Raw genomic sequence first — 26,144 nt, forward strand, 5'->3', positions numbered from 1 at the left:
GCGGGTGCCCGGGCCGCGGCCGAGGACGCCGTCCGGCGTCAGCAGCTGCACGACGCCGAGCACGCCCGCGCCGAGGCCGCCCGTGACGCGCAGGTGCGCGAGGCGGTCGCCGCGCTGCACCGCGCCGCGACCGCGCTCGCGGGCACGACGGCGCCCGTGGTCGAGGACTGCACGCGCACGCTGCACGAGGCCGCCCTCGCGATCGCCGAGGCCGTGCTGCGCCGTGAGCTCACGCCCGGCCCCGACGGAGCGCGCGCCCTGCTGGCCCGTGCCCTCGAGGTGCCGGCCGAGCTCGGCCTGCACACGGTGCGCGTGAGCCCCGCCGACCACGCGCACGTCACCGCGCTCCTCGCGGCCGAGCCGGACCTGCTGCCCGACGGCGTGACCGTCGTCGCGGACCCGGCGCTCACCCCGGGTGACGTCGTGAGCGAGCACCCGGCGGGCTTCCTCGACGGCCAGGTGCAGCACGCGCTCGACCGTGCGCGCCGCGCCCTGGAGGGCACGCTGTGAGCGCGAGCCTGCTCGCGCCCCGGCTGCGCCGCGCGCTCGAGGTCGCCGGACCCGAGCACGTGGGCACCGTGAGCGCCGCCGTCGGCCTGTCGGTCGACGTCGTCGGCCTCGCGGGGGCCGTGGGCGACCGCCTGACCGTCCCCGCGTCCGCGTCCACGCCCGACGTCGACCTCGAGGTGGTCGCGGTGACGCAGCGGTCGCTGCGCTGCATGCCGCTCGGTCCGGTCGACGGCCTGCGGGTGGGCATGCCCGTGCGCAGCACCGGCGGACCGCTGACCGTGCCCGTGGGCCCCGGCCTGCTGGGTCGCGTGCTCGACGGCCTCGGCCGTCCCGTGGACGGCAAGGGTCCGCTCGAGCGCGTCGAGCGCACCACGGTCGCGGGCACCGCGCCGTCGGCGCTCAGCCGGGCCCGGGTCGACACCTCGCTCGCCCTCGGCGTCCGTGCCCTCGACACCATGGCCGCCGTCGGACGGGGGCAGCGCATCGGCCTGTTCGCGGGCTCGGGCGTCGGCAAGTCGAGCCTGCTCTCGATGGTCGCGCGCGGCACCGAGGCCGAGGTCTCCGTCATCGCGCTCGTGGGTGAGCGCGGCCGCGAGGTGCGCGAGTTCCTCGAGGACGACCTGGGCCCCGAGGGCCTGGCCCGCAGCGTCGTCGTCGTCGCGACCTCGGACGAGCCGCCCCTGGTGCGGCTGCGCGCCGCGTTCGCCGCGACCCGCATCGCCGAGAGCTTCCGTGAGCAGGGGCGCGACGTCGTGCTGATGATGGACTCGCTGACCCGTGTGGCGATGGCCCAGCGCGAGATCGGCCTGTCGGTGGGCGAGCCCCCGGCGACGCGCGGCTACCCGCCGTCGACGTTCTCGCTGCTCGCCCAGCTGCTCGAGCGTGCCGGGACCGCCGAGACCGGCTCGGTCACCGGCATCTACACCGTGCTCGTGGACGGCGACGACCACAACGAGCCGATCGCCGACGCCGCCCGCTCGATCCTCGACGGCCACGTGGTGCTCACGCGCGACCTCGCCGTCGCCGGGCACTTCCCGAGCATCGACGTGCTCGGCTCGGTGTCGCGCGTCGCGAACCGGGTGACCACGCGCGAGCAGCAGGCCGCGGCCACCGCGCTGCGTCAGGTGCTCGCGGCCCGTCGTCGGGCGCAGGACCTGCTCGACGTGGGCGCCTACGTGAGCGGCAGCAACCCGCTGGTCGACGCGGCCGTCGCGCACACCGGTGAGATCGACGCGTTCCTGCGGCAGCCGATGGACGAGGTCGCGGTCGCGGCCGACTCGTGGCAGCAGCTCTCCGGCCTCGTCGCGCGGATGGGGACGGCGTCATGAAGGGCTTCCCGCTCGCGGGTCTGCTCCGCCTGCGCACCCTCCAGGAGGAGCAGGCCGCGGCCGACCTCGCGCTCGCCAACGCCGACAGGCGCCGCGCCGAGAAGCGTCGCCGGGACACCGCCGAGGCGCTCGCCGGCATGCGTCTGCCCGACAGCGCCGACGACCTCACCTGGCAGGCCGCCGTCGCGGCGCGCGCCGCGATGCGCAGCCTCACGATCGAGGCCGGCGCGGCGCAGGACGTCGCCGCCGAGCGCGCGACCGTCGCGGGTGCCGCATGGTCCGCGGCCCGCACCCGCGCCGTCGCGCTCGGCAAGCTCGAGGAGCGGCACGGGCGCGCGGTGCGCGCCGACGAGGAGCGCGCCGAGCAGCTCGTGCTCGACGAGGCCGCCGCCCGCACCCGCCGCACCGGTCCCACCGACCCGACCGACCCGCACCGCCCGACCCAGGGAGACGACCGATGAGCACCACGATCGCCGTGCTGCCGGCGCCCCGCCCCGCGCCCGAGCGCAGCGAGCGCCCGGCCGACCGCGCCGCAGGCCCGAACGACGACTTCGCCCGCACGCTCGACGCCGCGAGCCGCGCCGAGCGCCACGACGACGAGCGGCCCGGGCGGACAGGGAAGCCTGCCGCGCGCACCGGTGGTCCGGCCGATGCCGCGGCGCGGCCGGCGCGCGACAACGACGCGGAGGCGACCTCGACGGACCGGCCGACCGACGGTGCCGCGGGCGCGGGTGACGGGCAGGCCGCACGCGGGCCGCTCACCGTCGCCCAGATCGTCCAGGCCTCGGCGGCCCTGCTCGAGGGGGTCGGCGGCATCCGGCCGACGACGCCGCAGGGCACCGACGGGTCGACGTCCGCCGAGGTCGACGGCGCCGCCGTCGCCGAGGGTGCGACGACCGAGGGCACGGGGACCGACGCCACGTCCGCCGACGCTGCCGCGACGCCCGTCGAGACCGACGGTGCGGTCGACGGCGCCGCCCCCGCACCCGTCGAGGAGGGCGGCGACACCACCGCTGCAGCCGTCACGGTCCGCGCGGGCGACGCGGCGCCGACGACGACCGCGGTCACGGGCGCAGCCGCCGCCACGACCGACCCGGGCACGGGTGAGGGCACCGACACGGGCGAGGGCGCGACGGTCGTCGACCTGGCCGCCCGCAGGGCGGCGCGTGCCGCCGCCTCCGACGGGACCGTGGCGACGACCACGGACGCGGGTCGTGCCGCGTCGTCCGGGACCGAGCTCCCGGCCGACACAGGCCGCGCCGCGGCCGCTGCGACGCCCGTGCAGGTCACCGCCCCGACGGCGGCCGCGACCGACACGAGCGCGGCCCAGGCCGTGGGCCAGGCGAGCGCGGCGTCGTCGTCGGCGCCCACCGCGGAGACCTCCGCACCGAGCGCGCCGTCGGGCCCGCCCGCGCAGGCCGCCGAGGCCAAGGCCCTCGCCGACCAGCTGGGCGTACGCCTCGCGGCGCTGCGCACCGCGGCCCAGGGCGAGCACGTGCTGACGCTTCGCGTGGACCCCGAGTCGATGGGGCCGGTCAAGGTGGTCGCGCACATCGGCGCCGACGGCGTGCGCATCGAGCTGCTGGGCGGCACCGACCAGGCGCGTGAGGCGCTCCGTGCCGCGCTGCCCGACCTTCGCCGCGACCTCGTGGCCGCGGGCCTCTCGCCCGACCTCGAGCTCGGCACAGGTGCGTCCGACCAGGGCGGCCCCGGCAGCGGTGACGCCGACGCCACCCCTGGCCACGGCGCGACGTCGTCGGGCACCCCGGCCGGCCCGACCGACGACGAGACCTCCGCCCCCCGATCCCTCGACCGGTCCCTCGGCCGGCTCGACCTGCTCGTCTGAGAGGCGACCATGACCATCGACGCCACGTCCGCGAGCACCGCGACGAGCATCCACGCGGGCACCACTCCCGCGACCAACGCCAAGAAGGAGCTCGACCAGGAGGTCTTCCTCGAGCTGCTCGTCGCGCAGCTGCGCAACCAGGACCCGACGTCCCCCATGGACACCACCGAGATGATGGCGCAGTCCACGCAGCTCGCCTCGATGGAGCAGCTCACGGGCCTCGCCGACACGAGCCGTGACGCGTTCGCGCTGCAGATGCGCATCGCGGCCAGCGGCCTCGTGGGCCAGACGGTCAGCTACGTCGACGCCGACGGCGTGACGCAGACCGGCATCGCGACCTCGGTCTCGTTCGAGGGCCCCGTGCCGCTCGTGACCGTGGGCGACGAGAAGGTCCCGCTCGACTCCGTCTCCGCCGTGACCGCGGCCGCCACCCGGGTGCCGGGCACGCCGTCCGACACCTCCACCGACTCCGACACCTCCGGCGGCGCCGCCACCGGCTCCACCGACACTGCCGGCACCGCCGGCGACGCCGCCTGACCAGGCCGTAGGAAAGGAACTCCGATGCTCCGCTCGCTCTTCTCCGGGATCAGTGGCCTCCGCGCCCACCAGACCATGCTCGACGTGACCGGCAACAACATCGCCAACGTCAACACCACAGGCTTCAAGGCCTCGCAGATGCAGTTCCAGGACACGCTCTCGCAGGTGCTCACCAACGCCGGTGGCGCCCAGCAGGGCATCGGCGGGACGAACCCCGCGCAGGTGGGCCTGGGCGTCAAGGTCGCGGGCATCACGACGAACTTCCAGCAGGGCGCCGCGCAGCTCACCAACCGCTCGACCGACATGATGATCTCGGGTGACGGGTTCTTCATGGTCCGCAAGGGCAACGAGCAGTTCTACACGCGTGCCGGCGCCTTCGACTTCGACGCGAACGGCCAGCTCGTGACCGCCGACGGCGGGCTCGTGCAGGGCTGGGCCGCCGCGGCGGACGGGACGATCAACACCAACGGGCCGCTGACGGACATCCGCCTGCCGATCGCGACGCTCATGTCCGCCGCGCCGACCACGACGTCGACGTTCGAGGGCAACCTGCCCGCCGACGCCGCGACCGGCACGGTGCTCAACCGCGAGATCGAGGTGCACACGGCCGACGGCACCATCCAGTCGCTCCAGCTGGCGTTCACCAAGACCGCGGCCGGTTGGGACGTCGCCGCGACCGTCGACGGCGCGGCCGCCGGCCCGGTGCAGCCCATGACGTTCGCGGCCGACGGCACGCAGCTCACGGGCGGCACCTACACGACCACCGGCGGCATCGCGGTGGACCTGAGCACGCTCACGGGCTTCGCGGGCCTCACCACCGTCGAGGCGGCCTCCCAGAACGGCCGCGCCGCGGGCACGCTGCAGTCGTTCACGATCAACGCCGACGGCACGCTGCTGGGCTCGTTCAGCAACGGCCTCAAGCAGCCGCTGGGCCGCGTCTCGCTCGCGACGTTCACCAACCCCGCGGGTCTCGAGAAGGCCGGCGGCTCGCTCTACCGGACCACCATCAACTCGGGCGACGCCCAGGTGGGTGCGGCCGGCACGGGCGGTCGCGGCCAGCTCACCGGCGGTGCGCTCGAGATGTCGAACGTGGACCTGTCGAGCGAGTTCACCAACCTGATCGTCGCCCAGCGTGGCTTCCAGGCGAACTCCCGCGTCATCACGACCTCGGACGAGCTGCTCCAGGAGCTCGTCAACCTCAAGCGCTGACCCCAGCGGCTCGCCAGGAGGGCCTGTGCCGTCGCCCGGCACGGGCCCTCCTGCGCTCCCGCCGTCTGCGCGCGCGACCCCGCCAGCACCCGCTCCGTCGGCACCCGCACCGTCTGCACCCGCACCGCACGCATCCGTCGGCACCCGTCCCACCCGCACCCGTCGGCACCCGTCCCACCCGCACCCGTCCCACCCGCACCCGCAGCGTGTGGAGCGTTCCGGAGGCGACACGCCGATCAGAGGCCCGGGAACGCTCCACACCAGCCCGGATCGCTCCACATGTCCCGGGGAACGCTCCACACCAGCCCGGATCGCTCCACATGTCCCGGGGAACGCTCCACACCAGCCCGGAACGCTCCACATGTCCCGGGGAACGCTCCACACGCGTCGGGAACGCTCCGCGACACGCCGAAGCAGGCGGGTGAGGTGTCCGAAGTCCTCACGTCCGAGGGGTCGGGGCCGATCGGAACGGCACTGGGCTCATGGACGGGCCCGTCGCACCACACCACGGATGGAATCGGTCATGATCGTCGTCACGCGCCTCAACGGCCCGCAGTTCGCGGTCAACCCCGACCTGCTCCAGCGCATCGAGAGCACGCCGGACACGATCCTCACGCTCATCGACGGCACCAAGTACATCGTCGCGGAGTCGGTCGAGGAGATCACCGAGCTGGTGATCGCCTACCGCGCCCGCGTGGTCGCCGCGACCATGGAGCTCACCGGCCAGGGTGACACGACCCTCGCCGTGATCTCCGAGCTGCGGCCCGACGCCGACCGTCCCGAGCACCCGCCGCTGCGCAGCGTCCCGGAGGTCGACTGATGGATCCGGCAACCCTGGGAGGGCTCGCCCTCGCGTTCGGCATGGTCCTGCTCGCGATCATCGTCGAGGGCGCGAGCCCGATGTCCGTGGTGCTGCCCGCACCGATCATCCTCGTCATCGGCGGCACCCTCGGCGCCGGCCTGGCCAGCGCGACCCTGCGCGACGCCATCCGCGCGTTCTCGACCCTGCCGCGCTGGCTCATGTTCAAGCAGCCCAACCTCGACAAGACCGTCGAGACCGTGGTCTCGCTCGCCGACCGCGCGCGCCGCGAGGGCCTGCTGTCCCTCGAGGACGCCGCCCGCAGCGTCGACGACGAGTTCCTGCGCGGAGGCCTGCAGGCCGCGATCGACGGCACCGACCCGGACGACCTGCGCGAGATGCTCGAGGACCAGGTGAGCAGCAAGCGTGCGGCCGACCGCGCGACCGCCAAGTACTTCAACACGATGGGCGGCTACGCGCCGACCATCGGCATCATCGGCACCGTCGTCTCCCTGGTGCACGTGCTCGAGAACCTCTCGAAGCCCGACGAGCTGGGCCACATGATCGCCGCGGCGTTCGTCGCGACGCTGTGGGGTCTGCTGAGCGCCAACCTCGTGTGGCTGCCGTTCGGCGCCCGCGTCACGCGCGCCTCCGACCTCGAGTGCGCGCACATGGAGATGGCGATCGAGGGCCTCCTCGCGATCCAGGCCGGGGCCAACCCGCGCCTGGTGGGCCAGCGCCTGCGCAGCCTCATGCCGCCGGACACCGCGGCGAAGGCGGCGAAGGAGGCCGCATGAGCAGCGGACGAGGCTCGGGCGGCCACGGCGGTCGCCGCCGGGTCAAGCAGGAGCACCACGAGGAAGAGGAGAACCACGAGCGCTGGGCGGTCAGCTACGCCGACATGATGACCGTGCTCGTCGGCCTCTTCATCGTCCTGTACGCGATGAGCAACGTGGACCAGGTCAAGTACGAGCAGCTGCGCGACTCGCTCGCGATGGGCTTCGGCAACCGTGCACCGTCGATCCTCGAGGGCAGCACGGGCGCGATGTCCGGCGTCGAGGACTTCGAGATCGCCCCCGACATCCGTGCCCAGACCGGCATCGAGGAGCTCACGCCGGGCGGTGCCACGGAGGAGGCCGAGACCGAGGGCGAGCGCAACCTGCGCCTCGCGGTCGAGGAGTACGAACGCCTCCAGCAGATCGCGAGCGAGATCAACGCGGCGCTCGTGAGCAAGGACCTGGGCGACCAGGTGCGCTTCCGCATCACCGAGCGCGGCCTCGTGGTGGGCATGGTGGCCGACGACGTCTTCTTCGCGCCCGACACCGCGAACCTCACCGCGACCGCGGGCGCGGTGCTCGACACGGCCGGGCCGGTGATCGGCGCGCTGCCGGACGAGATCTCGGTCGAGGGCCACGCCAACGTGCTCCCGACCAGCCGCTACCCGACCAACTGGGAGCTGTCCTCCGACCGTGCGACCCAGGTGCTGCGGCGCCTGGTCGAGCGCGGTCACGTGCCCGCGACGCGCATCGCCGCCGTCGGGTTCGGGGACTCGCGCCCGCTCGCCGAGACCGGCGACCTCGACCAGCTCGACGCCAACCGGCGCGTGGACCTGGTCATCCTCACCGGAGCCCCGGAGAACGTCCGCATGCTCCTCCCGTCCATCGCCGCGAACCAGGGGTGACCCATGCCGACCGAACAGCGCATCATCTCGAGCCGGAGCCCCGGCGCCGCCCGTCCCGCTCCCGGCGGGTCCGCCCCGGAGCCCGCGGCCGCGGAGGCCGAGGGCAAGGGCAAGGGAAAGAAGAAGCCGCTCCTCATCGCCGTCGTGCTCCTCGTGGTGCTCGCGGCGGGGGCCGGCTGGTACTTCCTCATGGGTCCGGGTGCCGGTGGGGCCGAGGGCACCGAGGTGGTGGAGGAGCCCGCACCGGAGGCCGGCGAGGTCCTGACGATCGAGCCGATCAGCCTCAACCTCGCGGGGGGCAGCTACCTGCGCATCGGCATCGGCCTGCAGCTGACCGCCGAGGTCGCGGACGAGCCCGACCCCGCGATCGCCCTCGACCACGTGATCGCCCTCTACTCGGGGCGGCCGGTCGAGGAGGTCACGAGCGCCGAGGGTCGCGAGGCCCTGCGCGTCGAGCTGTCCACGCGCCTCGAGGAGGCGTACCACGGTGACGTGATGGGGGTGTACTACACCGACTACGTGACGCAGTGACGTGAGGAGCGGCCCACAGGGCCGCGTGCAGTGACCGGACCGGCAGGACGCCGGTGAGTCCCGGGGCGACGCCCCGGGAGCAGGACCGGTGCCACGGACGGCGCCCCGCCTCGACGTCGGCTGCGCCCGTTTTCCCTCCGCGGCTTTCCCTCATCGCCCCGGGGCGGGTGCCGATCAGCAGGCCGTGACGGTCCAGGACACCCCCGCAGCCACCGCGCCCGTCTCGGCGCGGCGCAAGCGCTCGGCGACCCCGGAGCCTTACGACTTCCGCCGCCCCATGACGCTCGCCCGCGAGCACGGCCGCGTGCTCGAGATGGCGTTCGAGACGTTCTCGCGCCAGTGGGGCACGCAGCTGACGTCGCGGCTGCGCGTGCTGTCGCAGGTCGCGTTCGAGCGGGTCGAGATGCGCTCGTACGACGAGTACGTGCGCAGCCTGCCGACGATGACGGCGATGATCCTGTGCGACGTCGAGCAGAACCGCTCGACCGCGGTGCTCCAGCTGCCGCTCGACGCCACCCTGCTGTGGGTCGACCACCTGCTCGGCGGTCCGGGCCTGCCGCTCAAGGACTTCGACCGCGAGCTCACGGGCATCGAGTGGCGCCTCGTGCGTGAGCTGCTCTCGCACGCGCTCTCCGACCTCGCCTACGCGTTCGCGTCCGTGGGCCCCGTCGACGTGCGCGCCCGCAGCGTCCAGTACAACCCGCAGTTCGTGCAGGCCGCCGCGGCCTCCGAGCCCGTGATCGTCGCGTCGTTCACCGTCGAGGTCAACGGCCGCGACGCCGCCGCGACGCTCATGATCCCCGCCGACGTGCTGCTCGCCGCGCTCATGGCCGGCGAGAAGCTCGACAGCCGCTCGGCCGAGGCCCTCGCCGAGCACCGGCAGAACCTCTCGCTCATCGCGTCGCAGGTCGACGAGGTCCCGATGAGCGTCGCGGTGCGCTTCCGCCCCCTGACCGTCACCCCCGCGACGATCGCCGACCTCGCCGTCGGTGACGTCCTCACCCTGCGCCACCGCGCGGACGAGCCCCTGGACGTCGTCGTGGGCGACGTCCCGCTCGCCCGCGCCGCCCTCGGGAGCAACGGCTCCCGCCTCGCCTGCATGGTCGTCACCTCCGAGGAGAACCGCTGATGGTCCCCGTCACCGCCGCCACCGACACGTCGAGCCTGGCCCGCACCGCGGCCGAGGAGCTCGCGCGGCTGCTGCCGTCGAGCGTCCCGCTCGCCGTGACCCCGCTCGACCCCGCCGCCCTGCCCGCCCCGACCGCCCAGGCCGTGCGCGCGGGCTTCGTCGGCGCGACGGGCGCCGAGCTCGTGGTGGTCGCCGACGACGCCGTCGCGGAGGCCGTCGAGGCCGCGGGCGGTGCGATCTCGGTTTCCGACGCGCTGCGCCCCGCTCTCGAGGGTGCCGCGGCCACGTTCGGCCCCGGCGTGCTCGACGACGCGCGGGTCGAGCCGATCGGCTCCGCGCTCGAGGACCCGGAGGTCCACGCGTTCGCCCTGCTCGGCCAGATCGGCGGCCCGCCGGTCGCCTGGGTCGGCGTCCGCGTGCGCCCTGCCGAGGCCGCCGCCGTGCCCCAGCAGCGCTCGCAGGGTGACCGCCCCGCGGCGCCGTCGGCCCTGCGCCTGCTGCACGACGTCGAGATGACCCTCACGGCCGAGATCGGCCGCACCCGCCTGCCCGTGCGCCAGGTGCTCGAGATGGTGCCCGGCACCGTGCTCGAGCTCGACCGCGCCGCGGGATCGCCCGCCGACGTCATGGTCAACGGCCGGCTCGTCGCGCGCGGCGAGGTCGTCGTCGTCGACGAGGACTACGGCATCCGGATCACCGAGATCGTGACCGAGAACGCCTGATGGACTCCTCCGCCCTCGTGCTCGGCCTGCGGGTCGTGCTGTCCCTCGCCGTGGTGCTGGGACTGCTGTGGTACCTGGGCCGGCGCCTGTCCTCGACCGGTGCGGCCCGGCGCCGTCGTGCCTCGACCATCGCGGTCGTCGGCCGGCACTCCCTGGGCGGCAAGGCGTCCGTCGCGATGGTCGACGTCGCCGGGCGCCGCCTGCTGCTCGGCGTGGCCGAGCACGGCGTGACGCTGCTCACCGAGCTCGAGGCGGAGCCCGAGCCCGAGCCGCGTCGCACCGAGGCGCGCGACGAGCTCGACCCCGACGCGCTCGAGCGCCTCATCGCCGACGTCCCCGCAGACCTCTCGACCCTCGACGCCGCACCCGCGGCGTCCCCCCAGCCTACGACCACCCCCGCGGCACGGATGCCCGCGGTCCCCACGCAGCGCAACCCCCTCGAAGGATCGATCCTGGACGCCACCGTGTGGCGCCGGGCGGTGGTGGCGGTGCAGGAACGGACCCTCAGGCGTTGACCCACGCACCCGCACGACGGCGCACGTCCGTCGCGGTGGTGCTCCTCCTCACCCTGGTCCTGGCCGCCGTCCTGGTGGTGATCGGGGGTGGTGAGGCGCACGCCGCGCCGGTCGACCCGACGCCGCCGGCCGCCCCCACCGATCCCGCCGCACCCGGCACGGAGCCGACCGTCTCGGTCGACGTCAACGGCGTGAACGGCACCCCGAGCAGCCCGATCGTGGTGCTGCTGACCATCACGCTGCTCTCGGTCGCCCCCTCGCTGCTCCTCATGACGACGAGCTTCACGAAGATCTTCGTGGTGCTCGCGCTGACACGGAATGCTCTCGGCCTGCAGGGCGTCCCGCCCAACCAGGTGCTCGCGGGGCTCGCCCTGTTCCTGAGCCTGTTCATCATGGCGCCCGTGATCGGCGAGGTGAACGACGCCGGCGTGCAGCCCTACCTCAGCGGTGCGATGACCTTCTCCGACGCGTTCGACGTCGGCACGGTCCCGCTGCGCGAGTTCATGCTGTCGCACACCCGCGAGTCCGACCTCGCGCTCATCACGCGTGCGGCCGACCAGCCCAACCCCGAGACCCCGGCCGACGTCGCGCTCACCACGCTCATCCCGGCGTTCATGCTCTCCGAGCTGCGTGCGGCCTTCATCATCGGCTTCGTCGTGTTCGTGCCGTTCCTGGTGATCGACCTGGTCGTGGCCGCGGCCCTGATGAGCATGGGCATGATGATGCTGCCGCCCGTGATGGTGTCGCTGCCGTTCAAGCTGCTGCTCTTCGTCCTCGTGGACGGGTGGGGGCTGATCGTCACGGCGCTGGTGGGGAGCTACGGCTGATGGACACCACCGCCGTCCTCGACATCGGCCTCGACGCCGTGATCCTCGCCGCCAAGCTCAGCGCGCCGATCCTCGTGACCGCCCTCGTGGTGGGCTTCGCGGTGTCGCTGCTCCAGTCGATCACCCAGGTGCAGGAGGTCACGCTCAGCTTCGTGCCCAAGGCGATCGCCGTCGCCGTCGCGCTGCTCATCGCCGGCCACTGGATGATCTCCGAGCTGGTCGCGTTCACGCACGAGATGTTCGAGCGGATCCCCGGGCTGCTGGGGGGCTGACGTGAACTTCTCGATCCCCCTCGCGACCCTCGAGGTCGTCATGCTGGCCGGCGTGCGCATGGCCGCGTTCCTCGTGATCGCGCCGCCGTTCGCGCACGGCGCCGTGCCGGGCCGGGTCAAGGCGATGCTCGCCGTCGGGCTGGGCCTGGCCGCGGCACCCGGCGCGAAGGCCGCGGCCGACGCCGCGGGGGTGCGCGTGGGCGACGCTGTCGCCTCGGGCACCGCGACGTTCCTCGCCGACCTGCTGCTCCAGGTGGTCGTGGGCGGCGCGCTCGGCTTCCTCGTCGCGCTGGTCTTCGCGGCCGTGCAGTCCGCGGGCAACCTCATCGACCTGTTCGGCGGCTTCCAGCTCGCCCAGGCGTTCGACCCGATGAGCATGACGAACGGTGCGCAGTTCTCCCGCCTGTACACGATGACGGCGATCGTGCTCCTGTTCGCCTCGGACGCCTACCAGGTGGTCATCGCGGGGCTCGTGCGCAGCTTCGACGCCCTCCCGATCGGCATGCCCCTCGACCTCGCCGCGATGGCCCAGGCCGTGACCACGGGGATCACCGACCTCTTCGTCGCCGCCCTCCAGGTGGCCGGCCCGCTCATCGTCGTGCTGTTCCTCGCCGACGCGGGCCTGGGCCTGCTCACACGCGTGGCCCCCGCGCTCAACGCCTTCGCCCTGGGCTTCCCGCTCAAGATCCTGCTGACCATCACGCTGTGCGTGGTCGCCTACCTCGCCCTGCCCCAGATCGTCGCGGCCCTGACCGACGACGCGATGGGTGCCGTCATGGAGGTGGGGCGGTGAGCGACCAGAGCGGGCAGGAGCGGACCGAGAAGGCCACCCCGAAGCGCATGAAGGAGCTGCGGCGCGACGGGTCGCTGCAGCGCTCGCAGGACCTCTCGGCGTGGCTCGGCATCGGCGCGGGCGGTCTCATGCTGCCGTTCGTGCTGCGCAGCGGCTCAGCCGCGGCCGAGGAGCAGATGACGACCGTGCAGCGGGTCATCGAGAACCCGACGCCCGACCTCGCGACCGCGGCCCTCGGTGACGGCCTGGGCTCGATCATCCTCACCATGGCGCCGATCTTCGGCGTCGTCGTGCTCACGGCCGTCATCGCGTCCGCGGTCCAGGGCGGGATCCACGTCTCGTCCAAGAAGCTCAAGCCGAGCTTCCAGCAGTTCAACATCGTCAAGGGCGCCAAGCGCACCTTCGGCATGCAGGCGGTGTGGCAGGGGGTCAAGGCGGCCCTCAAGGCGTTCGCGATCGGTGCCGTGCTCTACACCGTGGTGCAGGGCCTCGTCCCGCTGCTGCTCGGCTCCGGCATGCACTCGCTCACGCAGATCCTCGACGCGGCGAACGCCGGGGTCTCCAACCTCATCCGCACCGGCGTGGTCGCGGGCCTCGTGCTCGCGGGCTTCGACCTGCTCGTCGTCCAGAGGCGCAACCTCAAGAAGACGCGGATGACGAAGAAGGAGATCAAGGACGAGAACAAGCAGACCGAGGGCGACCCGCTGCTCAAGGGCGCCATCCGGTCGCGGCAGATCGCGATGTCCCGCAACCGCATGATCGCGGAGGTCGCCGAGGCCGACGTCGTGCTCGTCAACCCGACGCACGTGGCCGTCGCCCTGCGTTACGAGCCCGGCACGGGCGCGCCGCGCGTGGTCGCGAAGGGTGCGGGCCACGTGGCCGCGCGCATCCGCACGCTCGCGGCCGAGAAGCGCGTGCCGATGGTCGAGGACATCCCGCTCGCGCGTGCGCTGCACGCCGCGTGCGACCTGGGCCAGGAGATCCCCGCCCACCTGTACGTCGCCGTCGCCCGCATCCTCGCGTTCGTGATGTCCCTGCGCCGCCGTGGCGCCGCGACCGGCACGCACCGCGCACCGGGCGGCCCGAGCGAGATCCCGGAGGCCGCATGAGCCCCGACACGACCCCCACCACCAGCCCGACCAGCAAGGAGGCCCGACGATGAAGGGCAAGCAGCTCACCCAGCTCGCCGTCCCCGTCGGCGTCGTGGGCGTCGTCCTGCTCCTCGTGGTGCCGCTGCCTGCGATGTTCCTGGACACGCTCATCGTGCTGAACATCACGATGTCGCTCGTCGTGCTGCTGACCAGCATGTACGTCAAGCGGCCGCTCGACTTCTCGGTGTTCCCGTCCATGCTGCTCGTGCTCACGCTGTTCCGCCTGGGCCTCAACGTCGCCTCGACCCGGCTGGTGCTGGGTGACGGCTACGCGGGTCAGGTGATCGACGCGTTCGGTCACTTCGTGGTGGGCGGCTCGCTCGTCATCGGCCTCGTGATCTTCCTCATCCTCGTGGTCATCCAGTTCGCGGTCATCACCAACGGTGCCGGTCGCGTGGCCGAGGTGGGCGCACGCTTCACCCTCGACGCGATGCCCGGCAAGCAGATGGCGATCGACGCCGACCTCAACGCGGGCCTCATCGACGAGGACACCGCGCGCCAGCGCCGCGCCGACATCGCGGCCGAGGCCGACTTCTACGGCGCGATGGACGGTGGCTCGAAGTTCGTCAAGGGTGACGCGATCGCGGGCATCATCATCACGGTCATCAACCTGCTGGGCGGGTTCGCGATCGGCATGCTCCAGATGGGCATGAGCGCGGGCGAGTCGCTCGAGCGCTTCAGCCTGCTGACCATCGGCGACGGCCTGGTGACCCAGATCCCCGCACTCCTCATGTCGGTCTCGACCGGCCTCATCGTGACGCGCTCGACCGCCGAGGCGGACATGGGCACGGCCGCGAGCCAGCAGCTCACCCAGAGCCGCACCGCGCTGATGATCGCGGGCGGCGCGGCGATCGCCCTCGCGCTGGTGCCCGGCATGCCCAAGCTCCCGTTCATCCTGGTCGGTTCCGCACTGCTGCTGATCGGTCAGCGCATCCGGGTGGCCGAGCGCGCGACGGCCGAGGCCGCGGCCGAGGCCGCGACGGCCGAGATCACCGCACCCAGCCGCGACACCCCCGAGGAGCTCATCGAGCAGATGCGCGTGCACGCGCTCGAGATCCTGCTCGCCCCGGACCTCGTGGACCTCGTGGGCAGCGGGACGGACCAGGACCTGCTCGCCCGCGTGCGCGGCCTGCGCCGCAAGATCGCGATGGACCTGGGCATCGTGGTGCCGCCCGTGCGCACGCGCGACTCGGTCGACCTGCCCCGCTCGACCTACGTGGTACGCATCGCGGGTGCCGAGGTGGGGCGCGGCGAGGCGCCCCCCGGGCGCGTGCTCGCGCTCGGCGACCACCTGGACGGCGTGGTGGGCACGCCCGTCGTCGAGCCCGTGTTCGGCCTGCCCGGCAAGTGGGTGCCGAGCGAGCTGCGGCACGCCGCCGAGATGGCCGGCGCGACCGTCGTCGACCGCGTGTCGGTGCTCATCACGCACCTCGGCGCGATCATCGACGCCAACGCGCCGCGCCTGCTCACGCGCGAGGACGTGCGCGTGCTCACCGAGGGCGTCAAGCAGGTCAACCCGTCCGTGGTGGACGAGCTGGTGCCCGGCCTGCTCAGCCTGGGCGAGGTGCAGCGCGTGCTCCAGGGACTGCTCGCCGAGGGCGTCCCGGTGCGCGACCTGAGCCGCATCTACGAGGCGCTCACGCTGCGCGCCAAGGTCAGCACCGACGTCGAGGGTCTGGTCGAGGCCGCGCGAGGCAGCCTCGGTCCCGCGCTCGCGGCCCGGTACGCCCGCGAGGGCGTGCTGCGCGTGCTCACGCTCGACCCGGTGCTCGAGCAGGGCCTCGCCGAGGCCGTGCGCCCGGCCGACGGCGGCGCGCAGCTGCTGCTCGAGCCGAACCGCCTCGACCGCATCCTCACCTCGCTGCGCTCGAACGTCACGGCCGCCGAGGCGAGCGGCCGTGAGGCCGTCCTGGTCTGCGCGCCCGCCCTGCGGTCGGCGCTGCGTCGCACCGTGGTGCTGGCGCTGCCCAGCCTCCCCGTGCTCTCCTACAGCGAGGTGACGGGCTCGGGCCTGCAGATCGAGACGGTGGGGGTGGTCAGCGATGCCGCCGCGCTTGCTGCTTGACGGCGACGACCTGCGTGACCTCATGCTCCGCGTGCGCGACGAGATGGGCCCCGGCGCGCGCATCGTCAAGGCCGAGCGCATCCGCACCGGCGGCGTGGGCGGGTTCTTCGCGCGTGAGCACTACGAGCTGACCGTCGAGGTGCCCGACGCGCCGGCCGCGGCCCGGCGTCCGCAGCCCGCCCGGCGCCCCGCGGCGCCCGAGGCCGCGCGCACGGCGGTGGGCATCGACGCGCTGCTCGAGGCCGCCGACGCCGAGGAGCGGGGCGACGGTGCCACGCAGACGGGAGGGGGCGACGCCCCGGCCGTCTCGACCGCGGGCGCGAGCTTCGCCCAGGTGCTCTCGTCGATGCAGCAGATCGTCGGCACGGTCGAGCCCGCGACCGCCCCGGCCCCGCAGGCGCCCGACGGCGGTGCCGCCGCGCCCGGGGGTGAGGACGTCCCCCCACCCGCCGACCGCGACGACGCCGCGCCCGACGGCGATGCACCCGCCGTCGAGGTCGTGGGCCGCGACAACGGGCCGCAGGACCTGCTGGCCCCGGACGAGGACCGCGCGGGGCCCACCGTGACCTCGCTGCTCGAGCTCGGCATCCCCGCCCGGCTGCTCACCGGCTTCACCGACCCGGACCTCCCGGTGCCGATCTCCCGGATGGTGCGCCGCATCGAGCGTGCCCCCGCGGCGCGACTCACACCCGGGAACGTCGTCGTGCTCGTGGGCGAACCGGGTGCCGCCCTGCGCACCGCACTGCAGATGGCCCACCGTGCGGGCCTGAGCCAGCGCGACGTCGTGCTCGCGGGTGACGGCGACCAGGTGCAGGGGCACGGCCGCCGGCTCCAGACCGTGGCCGCCGCGGCGCGCTACCGCGCGCGCGTGCAGCCCGAGGCCCTGTACGTCGTGGTGCTCGGGGTCGACGGCGAGCCGGAGCGCTGGCCGCACGCCGCGCAGATGCTCGAGGCGCTCGCACCCACCCAGGCGTGGGCCGTTGTCGACGCACGCCGCAAGGCCGTCGAGCTGCGCCGCTGGCTGCGCGTGGTGGGTCAGCGCCGCCCGTTCGACGCCGTCGCCGCGTCGCAGACCTTCGAGGCCCAGGCGCCCGGCGTCGTGCTGAACCTCGGGATCCCGGTGGGCTGGGTCGACGGTCTTCCGGCCTCCCCGCTCGTGTGGGCCGCGGTGCTCAGCGAGCGCCTCGCGGACGACGCGCGCTGGGAGTGATGCCGCAGACGGGCCCGGGCGCGGCGCTCGCGTTCCCCGGCGCGCCCGGCCCGCGCGATGGTGCCCGGGCGTCGAGCGACTACGCTCGCCAGCATGCTCGTGCTGAGTCGTCGCGTCGGTGAACGCCTGGTCATCGGTGACAACATCGTCATCACCGTGATCGACGTGCGCAGCGACGGCGTGCGCATCGGCATCGACGCCCCGCGCGAGGTGCAGGTGAACCGTGCCGAGGTGCTCGAGGCGGTCGAGAAGGCGAACGCCGCTGCCGCGGCGGCGGCCGACGACGACGCTGTCGAGGCCCTGCGCGCGCTGCGTCCCGGCTCCGAGCGGCGCCCCGAGGCCTGAGCGACGCGGGCGCCCGACGCTCGTCCCGCACGCGCCCTGGTCCGGGCGCCCTCCACTCCCGGGTGAGCGAGTTCACCCGCTGGGCGGTACCCGACTTCCTCACGAGGCCCTCCCCCCGGTCGATCTGACCCGGTGACGGATACGCACATCCGTCCCCGATGCCATGGAGGGCGTGCCTTGGAAGAGCTGGACGAGATCGTTCACGAGTTCCTGGTCGAGAGCCACGAGAACCTCGACCAGCTGGACTCCGACCTTGTCGCGCTCGAGAGCGCGCCCGGGTCCCGGGAGCTGCTGAGCAGCATCTTCCGCACGATCCACACGATCAAGGGGACCAGCGGGTTCCTCGCGTTCCACTCGCTCGAGCGGGTCACGCACGTCGGCGAGAACCTCCTCGTCGAGCTGCGTGACGGCCGCCGGGAGATGGACCAGCGGACCACCGACGCCCTGCTGCGGATGGTCGACACCGTGCGCGCCCTGCTGACGACGATCGAGGCGAACGGCACGGAGGGTGACGTGGACGTCGCCCCCGTGGTCGCCGAGGTCGAGGCCGTGATGGCCGACGAGACGCCCGAGGAGGCTCCCGTGCCCGAACCCACCCGTCGCGTCATCGGCCGTCGGCCCGCGGCCGCCGAGCCCGAGGGCGAGGCGCCGTCCAGCGCCGACGCCGACGTCGCCGAGGGCGCCCCGGCGCCCGTCGCGGAGGACGTCCCGCCGACGCGCAAGATCGTCGCGCGCAAGCCCGCCGCGAAGAAGCCGGCCGCGAAGAAAGCGACCGCCAAGAGCGCGTCGGCAGGCAGGTCCGCGTCGGCGGACGCCGTCGAGGCGGGCACGGTCGCGGCGCTCACCAGCGAGTCGCGTCCCGAGCGGACGACCGCCGTCGTCGACGAGCCGGCCCCGGCGCCGAAGGCCGCGGCCCCGGCCGCGTCCGCACCCACGCCCACGGCTCCGTCGTCGGGCACGCCGTCGTCGGGCACCGCCGTCCCGCACCAGCGGGGCAGCCAGCAGGCACCTGAGGCCGAGCCGGGCACCGAGGGTTCGCGCTCGGTCGCCGACGCGTCGATCCGCGTCGACGTCGACCTGCTCGACGCCCTGATGCGCCAGGTGGGCGAGCTGGTCCTCGCGCGCAACGCGATCACGCGCCTCGCCGAGGGCGTGGCCGACGACGACCTCTCGCGCGCCTCGCAGCGCCTGAGCCTCATCGCCTCGGAGCTGCAGGAGGGCGTCATGAAGACGCGCATGCAGCCCATCGAGCACGTGTGGTCCAAGGTGCCGCGCATGGTGCGCGACCTGTCCACCTCGTGCGGCAAGCAGGTGCGCCTCGAGATGATCGGTGGGGACACCGAGCTCGACCGCAGCCTCCTGGAGGCCGTCAAGGACCCGCTGACCCACCTCATCCGCAACGCCGTCGACCACGGGGTCGAGAAGCCCGAGGAGCGCACGGCCGCGGGCAAGCCCACCCAGGGCCGTCTGCTGCTGCGCGCGTTCCACGCGGGCGGCCAGGTGGTGGTCGAGGTGGTCGACGACGGCAAGGGGATCGACCCCGAGCGCGTCGCCGCGACCGCAGTCGCGCGCGGCCTGCGCACCGTCGAGCAGACCGAGGCGATGGCCCCCGGCGAGCTGCTCCAGCTGCTGTTCCTGCCCGGCTTCTCGACGGCGACCACGGTCACCAACGTGTCGGGCCGCGGTGTGGGCATGGACGTGGTGCGCACGCGCATCGAGGCGATCGGCGGCACGGTCGACGTCGAGTCGACGGTGGGGCAGGGCACCACGTGGCGCCTGCGCATCCCCCTGACGCTCGCGATCATGCCGGCCCTCACGGTCGAGTGTGACACCGAGCTCTACGCGATCCCGCAGGTCAACCTGCTCGAGCTGGTCGCGCTCGAGAACCCGGGCGCCATCGAGCGCGTGGGTTCGGCGGCGGTCTACCGCCTGCGCGGCGAGCTGCTGCCGCTGGTCGACCTGCGCGAGGTGTTCGGCGCGGCGTCCCGCGGTGCGGACGAGCGCACGGTCATCGCCGTGCTCCAGTCCGACACCCAGCGCTTCGGCCTGGTCCTCGACCGCGTGCTCAACACCGAGGAGATCGTGGTCAAGCCGCTCGCGGCCCGGCTCAAGTCCATCGGTCTGTACGCCGGCGCGACCCTGCTGGGCGACGGCCGCGTCTCCCTCATCCTGGACGTCCAGGCGATCGCGCGGCGCGCGATGGCGGGCGAGCTCGGCGAGGGTGCGGCGACGCGCGAGGGCGAGCACACCCAGGTGCGCGACCTCGACCAGGTGCTCGTGGCCGAGATCGGCGGCGAGCGTCGGGTCGCGATCCCGCTCTCGGCCGTCACCCGGCTGGAGAAGCTCCCCGCGCACGTCGTCGAGCACGTCGGCGGACGCGAGGTGGTCCAGTACCGCGGGGCCATCACCCCGGTGGTGCGGCTCGCGCACCTGCTCGGCTCGAGCGGGATGCTCGACCAGCCCGAGGAGCTCTCGGTGGTCGTCTACACGCACGGCTCGCGCAGCGTCGCGATCGTCGTGGACCGGATCGTCGACATCGTCGAGGACGACCGCGGCGAGCACAGCGACGTCGACGACCACGGCCTCATGGGGTCGACCGTGCTGCAGGGCAAGGTCACCGAGCTGCTCGACGTGCGGCAGGCCGTCACCGCGGTGGACCCGTTGTTCTTCGAGCGTGAGCTCGACCCGTTCACGTCGGACGACGAGCTCACGTCGTCGGCCGGCTCGACCGCGCCGCTCGGCGCACTGGCAGGGGTGTGACATGGCACGACAGCTCGCCACCTTCTCGCTCGAGGGTGCGCACTACGGCATCGACGTGCTGCGCGTCCAGGAGGCCCTGCGCTTCCAGGCGCGCACCCCGGTGCCGCAGGCCCCGCCCGGCACCGCCGGGCTGGTCAACCTGCGTGGCCAGGTGGTCCTCGCGGTCGACCTGCGCGTCCGCCTCGGCCTGCCACCGCTGGCCGCGGACGCCGAGCCGATGATGGTCGTGGTGCAGGTCGACGGCGAACCCGTGAGCCTGCTCGTCGACGAGATCGGCGACGTGGTCGAGGTCGCGGAGGACCAGTTCGAGGCCCCGCCCGAGACGCTCGACCCGGCGCTGCGGGACGTGATCCTCGGTGCCTACAAGCTCGACAAGGGCCTCCTGCTGGCCCTCGACGTCGAGCGCGCGACCAGCTGAGCCGTCCCGGCTCGACCATCGATGCAGCGCCGCTCGGTTCTGCACACCACAGCCCCTCTCCCGTCCTTGCCGCGCCCTGCGGCCCTCACGTCCTGGAGTCCCTCATGTCCGTCATCACCCCGGAGCGCAGCGCTCCCCCGGTCACCGCGGGTGACCCGTCCGTGAAGACCCGCACCCGCGGCAACTGGTTCGCCGACCGCGGCATCGTCACGAAGATCATGGCGGTCGTGGGCGTGCTCGCCCTCACCTCGGTGGTCGCGGGCTTGGTGTCCGTCGTCAGCCTGCGCAACGTCTCGGCCGAGACCGCAGCCCTGGCCGACATCCAGGCGGGCATCGCGACCGACATGGCGATCGTGCACCAGGAGGAGCTCAAGGCGCGCATGCTCATCGCGCAGGTGGCGGCCGCGGCCACCGAGGAGCAGCGCGACGAGTGGATCGCCAAGATCCCCGAGACCGATCAGGATCTGCAGGCCCCGGCCGACCGCATCACGGCGATCATCGGCCCGGGCACCGAGATGGCCTCGGCCGCGTGGGCGTCCTTCCTCGAGAACTGGGGTGCCTGGAAGACGGTCCGTGACGAGCAGATGATCCCGGCCGCCCAGGCCGAGGACAGGCTCGCGTTCGAGGAGATCCGCCTCGAGACGGGTCAGCCGCTGATCGACGGATTCGTCGCCGACATCGAGGCCGTCGAGGGCGAGCTGACGGGGTACGTCGGTGGCGTGGCCGCCGGCGCCGAGGCGGAGGCGCAGAACGCGCGCACCATGACCCTGGTCGCGATCGCGATCGGCCTCGCGCTCTCGATCACCTTCGGCATCTTCGTGGCGCGCTCGGTGCGCAGGTCGCTCACCAAGGTCCAGGCCTCGCTCGAGGCGATGGCCGACGGCGACCTCACGGTGACGGCCGACGTGGCCGGCAACGACGAGGTGGGCCGCATGGCCCAGGCCCTCGGGGTGGCGCAGGAGTCCCTGCGGGCCACGCTGTCCCAGGTCGCGGAGGCGAGCCAGACCATCGCCGCCGCGAGCGAGGAGATGTCGGCCGCGGGTGCCCAGGTGACCGCAGGATCCGAGGAGACCTCGACGCAGGCGGGTGTGGTGGCGGCTGCGGCGGAGCAGGTGTCGCGGAACGTGCAGACGGTGGCGGCGGGTGCGGAGCAGATGGGTGCGTCGATTCGGGAGATCGCGCAGAACGCGTCGGAGGCGGCGAAGGTGGCCTCGCAGGCGACGGGGGTTGCTGAGGCGACGAATGCGACGGTGACGAAGCTGGGTGTGTCGTCTCAGGAGATCGGGAACGTGGTGAAGGTGATCACGACGATCGCGGAGCAGACGAACCTGCTGGCCCTGAACGCGACGATCGAGGCCGCGCGCGCCGGTGAGGCGGGCAAGGGCTTCGCCGTCGTCGCGGGTGAGGTCAAGGAGCTCGCGCAGGAGACGGCGCGGGCGACCGAGGACATCGCGCGTCGGGTCGAGGCGATCCAGGCCGACACGACGGGCGCGGTGGGTGCGATCGGTCAGATCAGCGAGATCATCGCGGCGATCAACGACTACCAGCTGACGATCGCTTCGGCGGTCGAGGAGCAGACGGCGACGACGAACGAGATGTCGCGGTCGGTGACCGAGGCCGCGACGGGCTCGAGCGAGATCGCCCAGAACATCACCGGCGTGGCCAGCGCGGCGTCGTCGTCGACCGAGGTGCTGACCCAGCTCCAGGCGTCGACCACCGAGCTCGCGCAGATGTCCGCGGACCTGCGGGCCCGCGTCGCGCAGTTCACCTTCTGACCGGGCTCGCCCCGATCGACCGGCGGATCCCCCTCCGCCCCTCGGCCCCCCACACGGCCGGCCCGGAGCCCCGCACCGCGAGGTGCGGGGCTCCGGCGCGTCCGGGGGCCGCTCGGCGCTGCCGGGGACCCGGGACCCAGGTCCCACGAGGCCCCTCGTCGGGCCCGAAGTGAGGTTGATGTGATCTGGGTCACATGGCGTGCCTGGTCACAGACGGCCGCCCGCGGCCGATGAGCAGGACGGCCGGAAAGGACGCCGGCGACGTCACCACGAAGGGACGGCCATGAGGGCCCGTACGACGACCGTGGCAGCCGGTCTTCTGCTGCTCCCGCTGGCCCTCGCGGCCTGCGCACCCACCGAGACGACGGCGACCACGAGCGCCGCGACCGCGACCACGGCCGACTCCGCGTCGCTGACCGTGGGGGTCGCGATGCCCAGCACCGCGATCACCCGCTGGATCGCCGACGGCGAGAACGTCAAGGCCCAGCTCGAGGACCTCGGCCACGAGGTCGACCTGCGCAACGCCGAGGACGACGCCACCCTCCAGGCCGAGCAGATCGGCGAGATGATCGAGGGCGGTGCCGACGCGCTCGTCGTCGGTGCCGTGGACGGCACCGTGCTCACGAGCGTGCTCGCCGAGGCCAAGGCCGCGGGCATCCCGGTGCTCTCCTACGACCGCCTGATCCTCGGCTCCGACGCGATCGACTACTACGCGACGTTCGACAACGCGCGCGTCGGCGTCCAGCAGGCCACCAGCCTGCTCGAGGGTCTGGGCGTCATCGACGCCACGGGCGCCCCGACCGGGGCCACGGGCCCGTTCGCGATCGAGGTGTTCGCGGGATCGCCCGACGACAACAACGCGACCGTCTTCTACCAGGGTGCGATGAGCGTGCTGCAGCCCTACCTCGACTCCGGGGTGCTCGTCGTGCCCTCGGGCGTGACCGACCTCGCGTCGGTGGGCACCCCCGGGTGGGACGGCGAGGCCGCGGGCCAGCGCATGACGACCCTCCTGGGCCAGGGCGTCCCGCTCGACGGCGTGCTCGCCCCGAACGACGGGCTCGCGCGCGGGATCCTCGCGAGCCTCGGCAACGCGGGCTACGGCACCGGCTCGAAGCCGTGGCCGATCGTGACCGGGCAGGACGCCGAGGTGGACTCGGTGCGCCTGGTCGCCGAGGGGACCCAGCACTCGACGATCTACAAGGACACCCGCCAGCTCGCCGAGGTCGCCGTCTCGATGCTCGACGCGCTGCTGAACGGCGAGGAGCCCGAGACCAACGACCTCACGTCGTACGACAACGGCGTCAAGGTCGTGCCGTCCTACCTGCTCGCCCCGCAGGTGGTCACGGCCGAGAACTACGAGGCCGTGCTGATCGACAGCGGCTACTACACGCAGGAGGACCTCCGATGAGCCGGCACTTCTGGGACCGCCCGGTCGCCGTCAAGGTCGGCGCAGCGCTCGCGGTGCTCGGCGTGACGTTCGCCGTCGTCGGCGGGTTCGGTGCCGTCGCGCTGTACCGCGCGGGCGACAACATGCAGACGATCCGTGAGCTCACGGACGAGCTCCAGGGCTCGATGGCCGAGCTGAGCACGGCCCAGACGCAGAGCCACCTGCTCGTGCACCGCATCGCGGGTGCGACCGAGGACAGCGTGCGCACGCAGCTCGTCACGTCGTCCGACTGGAACGACCGCCGCGTCGACCGCCTCATCACCGAGGTCTCGACCCACGAGGAGTCCGGCACCCAGCAGTGGGCGGACTTCCAGACGCGCTGGGCCGACTGGACCGCCTACCGCGACTCGGTCGTGATGCCCCTCGCCCTCGCGGGCGACTCGGCCGGCGTCAACGCCGCGCTCGGCGCCTCCGTGGCGGGCGACCCCGACCACGCGGGCCGCGCGCTCGGCCTCGCCGACGGCCAGATCCGCAACCGGGTGCAGGGCATCCTGCAGACGGCCGAGGCCGAGATCACCCGCACCATCGTGATCCTCGCGGCGAGCTTCGCCGTCGCGGCCGTCGTGGCCGTGACGCTGGCCACCCTGGTGATCCGTCGCATCACGCACGGCCTCCGCTCGGTGCAGGGCACCCTCGACGCGATGGCCACGGGCGACCTGACGGTCCCGGCCGAGGTGCGCGACAACGACGAGCTCGGCGCGATGGCGGCCTCGCTCGCCTCGGCGCAGGCCTCCCTGCGCGAGATCCTCGGTGGCGTGACCGAGACGGCGCAGACCGTCGCGTCCGCGGCCGAGGAGCTCTCCGCGGCGAACACCGAGGTGGCGGCCGGCTCCGAGGAGACCACCGCGCAGGTGGGTGTGGTCGCGGCGGCGGCCGAGCAGGTCAACCGCAACGTCCAGACGGTCGCCGCGGGCGCCGAGCAGATGGGCGCGTCGATCCAGGAGATCGCCGAGAACGCGGGCCAGGCGGCCCGGGTCGCGGGCGAGGCCGTCGAGAGCGCGCGCACCACGGCCGAGGCCGTCACGGCCCTCGGTGAGGGCTCGCGCGAGATCGGCACCGTGGTCAAGGCCATCACCGCGATCGCCGAGCAGACGAACCTGCTCGCGCTCAACGCGACCATCGAGGCGGCGCGCGCAGGCGAGGCCGGCAAGGGCTTCGCCGTCGTCGCGGGCGAGGTCAAGGAGCTCGCGCAGGAGTCCGCGCGGGCCGCCGAGAGCATCACCGACCGCGTGCGGACCAACCAGGCCCAGACCGAGGCGGCCGTCACGGCGATCACCCAGATCACCGCGATCATCGAGCAGATCAACTCCTACCAGCTCACGATCGCGTCCGCGGTCGAGGAGCAGACGGCGACGACGAGCGAGATGGCCCGCGGGGTCACCGAGGCCGCGACCGGCTCGGGCGAGATCGCCGCGAACATCTCGGGTGTCGCCGAGCAGTCGCAGAGCTCGACGCAGGTGCTGAGCCAGATGGCGGCGTCGACCGACGAGCTCGCCCGGATGGCCGCCGAGCTGCGCTCCCGCGTGGCCGCGTTCACCTACTGAGGCACCCCGACGGGGCGGTGGGCGGATCCCGCCCGCCGCCCCGTCGGCTTTCACCCGTCGACCGCCCTGAGCGGTCCCGGGACCACTCATCAGCGGGCACGCCCGGTCGATCTGAAGACGTGGCGGCGCGAGCCGCGCGAAGCAACCTGGGAGGTCCGGTGTCACGCATCCGAGTTCTGGTGGTCGACGACTCCGTCGTCGTGCGCCGGCTCGTCACCGATGCCCTCGCCGCGGACCCGGCCATCGAGGTGGTGGGATCGGCCGCCAACGGCCAGATCGCCCTCACCAAGGTCGAGCAGCACGACCCGGACCTCATCACGATGGACATCGAGATGCCCGTGATGAACGGCATCGAGGCCGTGCGCGAGCTGCGCCGCCTGGGCCGTCGCACACCCATCGTCATGTTCTCGACGCTCACCGAGCGCGGGGCGTCGGCCACGCTCGACGCCCTCGCCGCGGGTGCGAGCGACTACGTCACCAAGCCCGCCAACGTCGGGTCGGTGCACCAGTCGATCCAGCAGGTGCGCGAGCAGCTGATCCCACGCATCAAGGCGCTCGTGCCCACGGGCGCGGCGCCGCGTGCGGCCCTCGCACCGCGCGGCGCCGGGACTGTGTCTTATACACATTTCCGAACCCACGAGACCAGGCATGAACTCTTATGACGACTTCTTCTGTGAAAAAGAAACCAGTCTGGTTATTGTGGGGATGTACGAACGAACGTTCCTTACAC

26 protein-coding genes are annotated in these 26,144 nt (G+C 73.3%); all 26 read left to right on the forward strand.

Going from position 1 to position 26,144, the window contains the following annotated elements; all coding sequences use genetic code 11:
• On the forward strand, window positions 1-510 hold a 510-nt coding region (locus tag GXB85_RS17055; RefSeq protein ID WP_161918868.1), incomplete at its 5' end, for a FliH/SctL family protein.
• On the forward strand, window positions 507-1,838 hold the full coding sequence (locus tag GXB85_RS17060; RefSeq protein WP_161918869.1) for a FliI/YscN family ATPase: 1,332 nt from the start codon (window positions 507-509) through the stop codon (window positions 1,836-1,838). The genes GXB85_RS17055 and GXB85_RS17060, both read left to right, overlap by 4 nt.
• Entirely contained in the window at window positions 1,835-2,299 is a 465-nt protein-coding gene (locus tag GXB85_RS17065) for a flagellar export protein FliJ (protein WP_202628117.1), read from the forward strand. The genes GXB85_RS17060 and GXB85_RS17065 overlap by 4 nt, the downstream gene beginning before the upstream one ends.
• On the forward strand, window positions 2,296-3,684 hold the full coding sequence (locus GXB85_RS17070; RefSeq protein WP_161918870.1) for a flagellar hook-length control protein FliK: 1,389 nt from the start codon (window positions 2,296-2,298) through the stop codon (window positions 3,682-3,684). The genes GXB85_RS17065 and GXB85_RS17070 overlap by 4 nt, the downstream gene beginning before the upstream one ends.
• Window positions 3,685-3,693: 9 nt before the next feature.
• Window positions 3,694-4,221 (forward strand): flagellar hook assembly protein FlgD, encoded by a 528-nt coding sequence (locus tag GXB85_RS17075; RefSeq protein ID WP_161918871.1) that lies wholly within the window; start codon window positions 3,694-3,696, stop codon window positions 4,219-4,221.
• A gap of 24 nt (window positions 4,222-4,245) precedes the next feature.
• A complete protein-coding gene (locus GXB85_RS17080) occupies window positions 4,246-5,430 on the forward strand; it encodes a flagellar hook protein FlgE (protein WP_161918872.1) in 1,185 nt (394 codons plus the stop codon).
• Window positions 5,431-5,953: 523 nt separating this feature from the next.
• Entirely contained in the window at window positions 5,954-6,250 is a 297-nt protein-coding gene (locus GXB85_RS17085) for a flagellar FlbD family protein (protein ID WP_161918873.1), read from the forward strand.
• Window positions 6,250-7,026, forward strand: a complete 777-nt coding sequence (locus GXB85_RS17090) for a motility protein A (RefSeq protein WP_161918874.1) — start codon at window positions 6,250-6,252, stop codon at window positions 7,024-7,026. The genes GXB85_RS17085 and GXB85_RS17090 overlap by 1 nt, the downstream gene beginning before the upstream one ends.
• Window positions 7,023-7,910, forward strand: coding sequence for a flagellar motor protein MotB (locus GXB85_RS17095; RefSeq protein WP_161918875.1), 888 nt, complete (start codon window positions 7,023-7,025; stop codon window positions 7,908-7,910). Before GXB85_RS17090 ends, GXB85_RS17095 begins: the two co-directional genes overlap by 4 nt.
• A 3-nt stretch (window positions 7,911-7,913) precedes the next feature.
• On the forward strand, window positions 7,914-8,441 hold the full coding sequence (fliL, locus tag GXB85_RS17100; protein ID WP_161918876.1) for a flagellar basal body-associated protein FliL: 528 nt from the start codon (window positions 7,914-7,916) through the stop codon (window positions 8,439-8,441).
• 184 nt (window positions 8,442-8,625) lie between these two features.
• Window positions 8,626-9,570, forward strand: a complete 945-nt coding sequence (locus GXB85_RS17105) for a flagellar motor switch protein FliM (RefSeq protein ID WP_370524312.1) — start codon at window positions 8,626-8,628, stop codon at window positions 9,568-9,570.
• Entirely contained in the window at window positions 9,570-10,292 is a 723-nt protein-coding gene (fliN, locus tag GXB85_RS17110; protein ID WP_161918877.1) for a flagellar motor switch protein FliN, read from the forward strand. The genes GXB85_RS17105 and fliN overlap by 1 nt, the downstream gene beginning before the upstream one ends.
• A complete protein-coding gene (locus GXB85_RS17115; protein WP_161918878.1) occupies window positions 10,292-10,807 on the forward strand; it encodes a flagellar biosynthetic protein FliO in 516 nt (171 codons plus the stop codon). Before fliN ends, GXB85_RS17115 begins: the two co-directional genes overlap by 1 nt.
• The gene (gene fliP / locus GXB85_RS17120) at window positions 10,804-11,634 is read left to right on the forward strand and encodes a flagellar type III secretion system pore protein FliP (RefSeq protein WP_161918879.1); all 831 of its coding nucleotides are present in this window, start codon (window positions 10,804-10,806) and stop codon (window positions 11,632-11,634) included. The genes GXB85_RS17115 and fliP overlap by 4 nt, the downstream gene beginning before the upstream one ends.
• Window positions 11,634-11,906 carry a flagellar biosynthesis protein FliQ gene (gene fliQ, locus GXB85_RS17125; RefSeq protein ID WP_161918880.1) on the forward strand — a complete coding sequence of 91 codons (273 nt, stop codon included), beginning with the start codon at window positions 11,634-11,636 and terminating at the stop codon, window positions 11,904-11,906. The genes fliP and fliQ overlap by 1 nt, the downstream gene beginning before the upstream one ends.
• Window position 11,907: 1 nt before the next feature.
• Window positions 11,908-12,699, forward strand: coding sequence for a flagellar biosynthetic protein FliR (locus tag GXB85_RS17130; protein ID WP_161918881.1), 792 nt, complete (start codon window positions 11,908-11,910; stop codon window positions 12,697-12,699).
• Window positions 12,696-13,808 carry an EscU/YscU/HrcU family type III secretion system export apparatus switch protein gene (locus GXB85_RS17135; protein ID WP_161918882.1) on the forward strand — a complete coding sequence of 371 codons (1,113 nt, stop codon included), beginning with the start codon at window positions 12,696-12,698 and terminating at the stop codon, window positions 13,806-13,808. Before GXB85_RS17130 ends, GXB85_RS17135 begins: the two co-directional genes overlap by 4 nt.
• Before the next feature lie 49 nt (window positions 13,809-13,857).
• Window positions 13,858-15,915, forward strand: coding sequence for a flagellar biosynthesis protein FlhA (locus tag GXB85_RS17140; protein ID WP_161918883.1), 2,058 nt, complete (start codon window positions 13,858-13,860; stop codon window positions 15,913-15,915).
• The gene (locus tag GXB85_RS17145; protein ID WP_161918884.1) at window positions 15,893-17,125 is read left to right on the forward strand and encodes a hypothetical protein; all 1,233 of its coding nucleotides are present in this window, start codon (window positions 15,893-15,895) and stop codon (window positions 17,123-17,125) included. Before GXB85_RS17140 ends, GXB85_RS17145 begins: the two co-directional genes overlap by 23 nt.
• 93 nt (window positions 17,126-17,218) lie before the next feature.
• Complete coding sequence (gene csrA, locus GXB85_RS17150) at window positions 17,219-17,470, forward strand: carbon storage regulator CsrA (protein WP_161918885.1); 252 nt, start codon at window positions 17,219-17,221, stop codon at window positions 17,468-17,470.
• Between the two features lie 177 nt (window positions 17,471-17,647).
• The gene (locus GXB85_RS17155; protein WP_161918886.1) at window positions 17,648-20,230 is read left to right on the forward strand and encodes a chemotaxis protein CheA; all 2,583 of its coding nucleotides are present in this window, start codon (window positions 17,648-17,650) and stop codon (window positions 20,228-20,230) included.
• A gap of 1 nt (window position 20,231) precedes the next feature.
• Entirely contained in the window at window positions 20,232-20,648 is a 417-nt protein-coding gene (locus tag GXB85_RS17160) for a chemotaxis protein CheW (RefSeq protein WP_161918887.1), read from the forward strand.
• Between the two features lie 104 nt (window positions 20,649-20,752).
• Window positions 20,753-22,423: a methyl-accepting chemotaxis protein gene (locus GXB85_RS17165; RefSeq protein WP_161918888.1), complete on the forward strand. Its 1,671-nt coding sequence runs from the start codon at window positions 20,753-20,755 to the stop codon at window positions 22,421-22,423.
• A gap of 283 nt (window positions 22,424-22,706) precedes the next feature.
• Entirely contained in the window at window positions 22,707-23,831 is a 1,125-nt protein-coding gene (locus GXB85_RS17170; RefSeq protein ID WP_161918889.1) for a sugar-binding protein, read from the forward strand.
• On the forward strand, window positions 23,828-25,414 hold the full coding sequence (locus GXB85_RS17175; protein WP_161918890.1) for a methyl-accepting chemotaxis protein: 1,587 nt from the start codon (window positions 23,828-23,830) through the stop codon (window positions 25,412-25,414). The genes GXB85_RS17170 and GXB85_RS17175 overlap by 4 nt, the downstream gene beginning before the upstream one ends.
• Before the next feature lie 158 nt (window positions 25,415-25,572).
• Window positions 25,573-26,076, forward strand: coding sequence for a response regulator (locus tag GXB85_RS17180; RefSeq protein WP_161918891.1), 504 nt, complete (start codon window positions 25,573-25,575; stop codon window positions 26,074-26,076).
• The last annotated feature ends 68 nt before the right edge of the window (window positions 26,077-26,144 follow it).

Source organism: Cellulomonas sp. APG4 (assembly GCF_009996735.1).
GTDB lineage: Bacteria > Actinomycetota > Actinomycetes > Actinomycetales > Cellulomonadaceae > Actinotalea.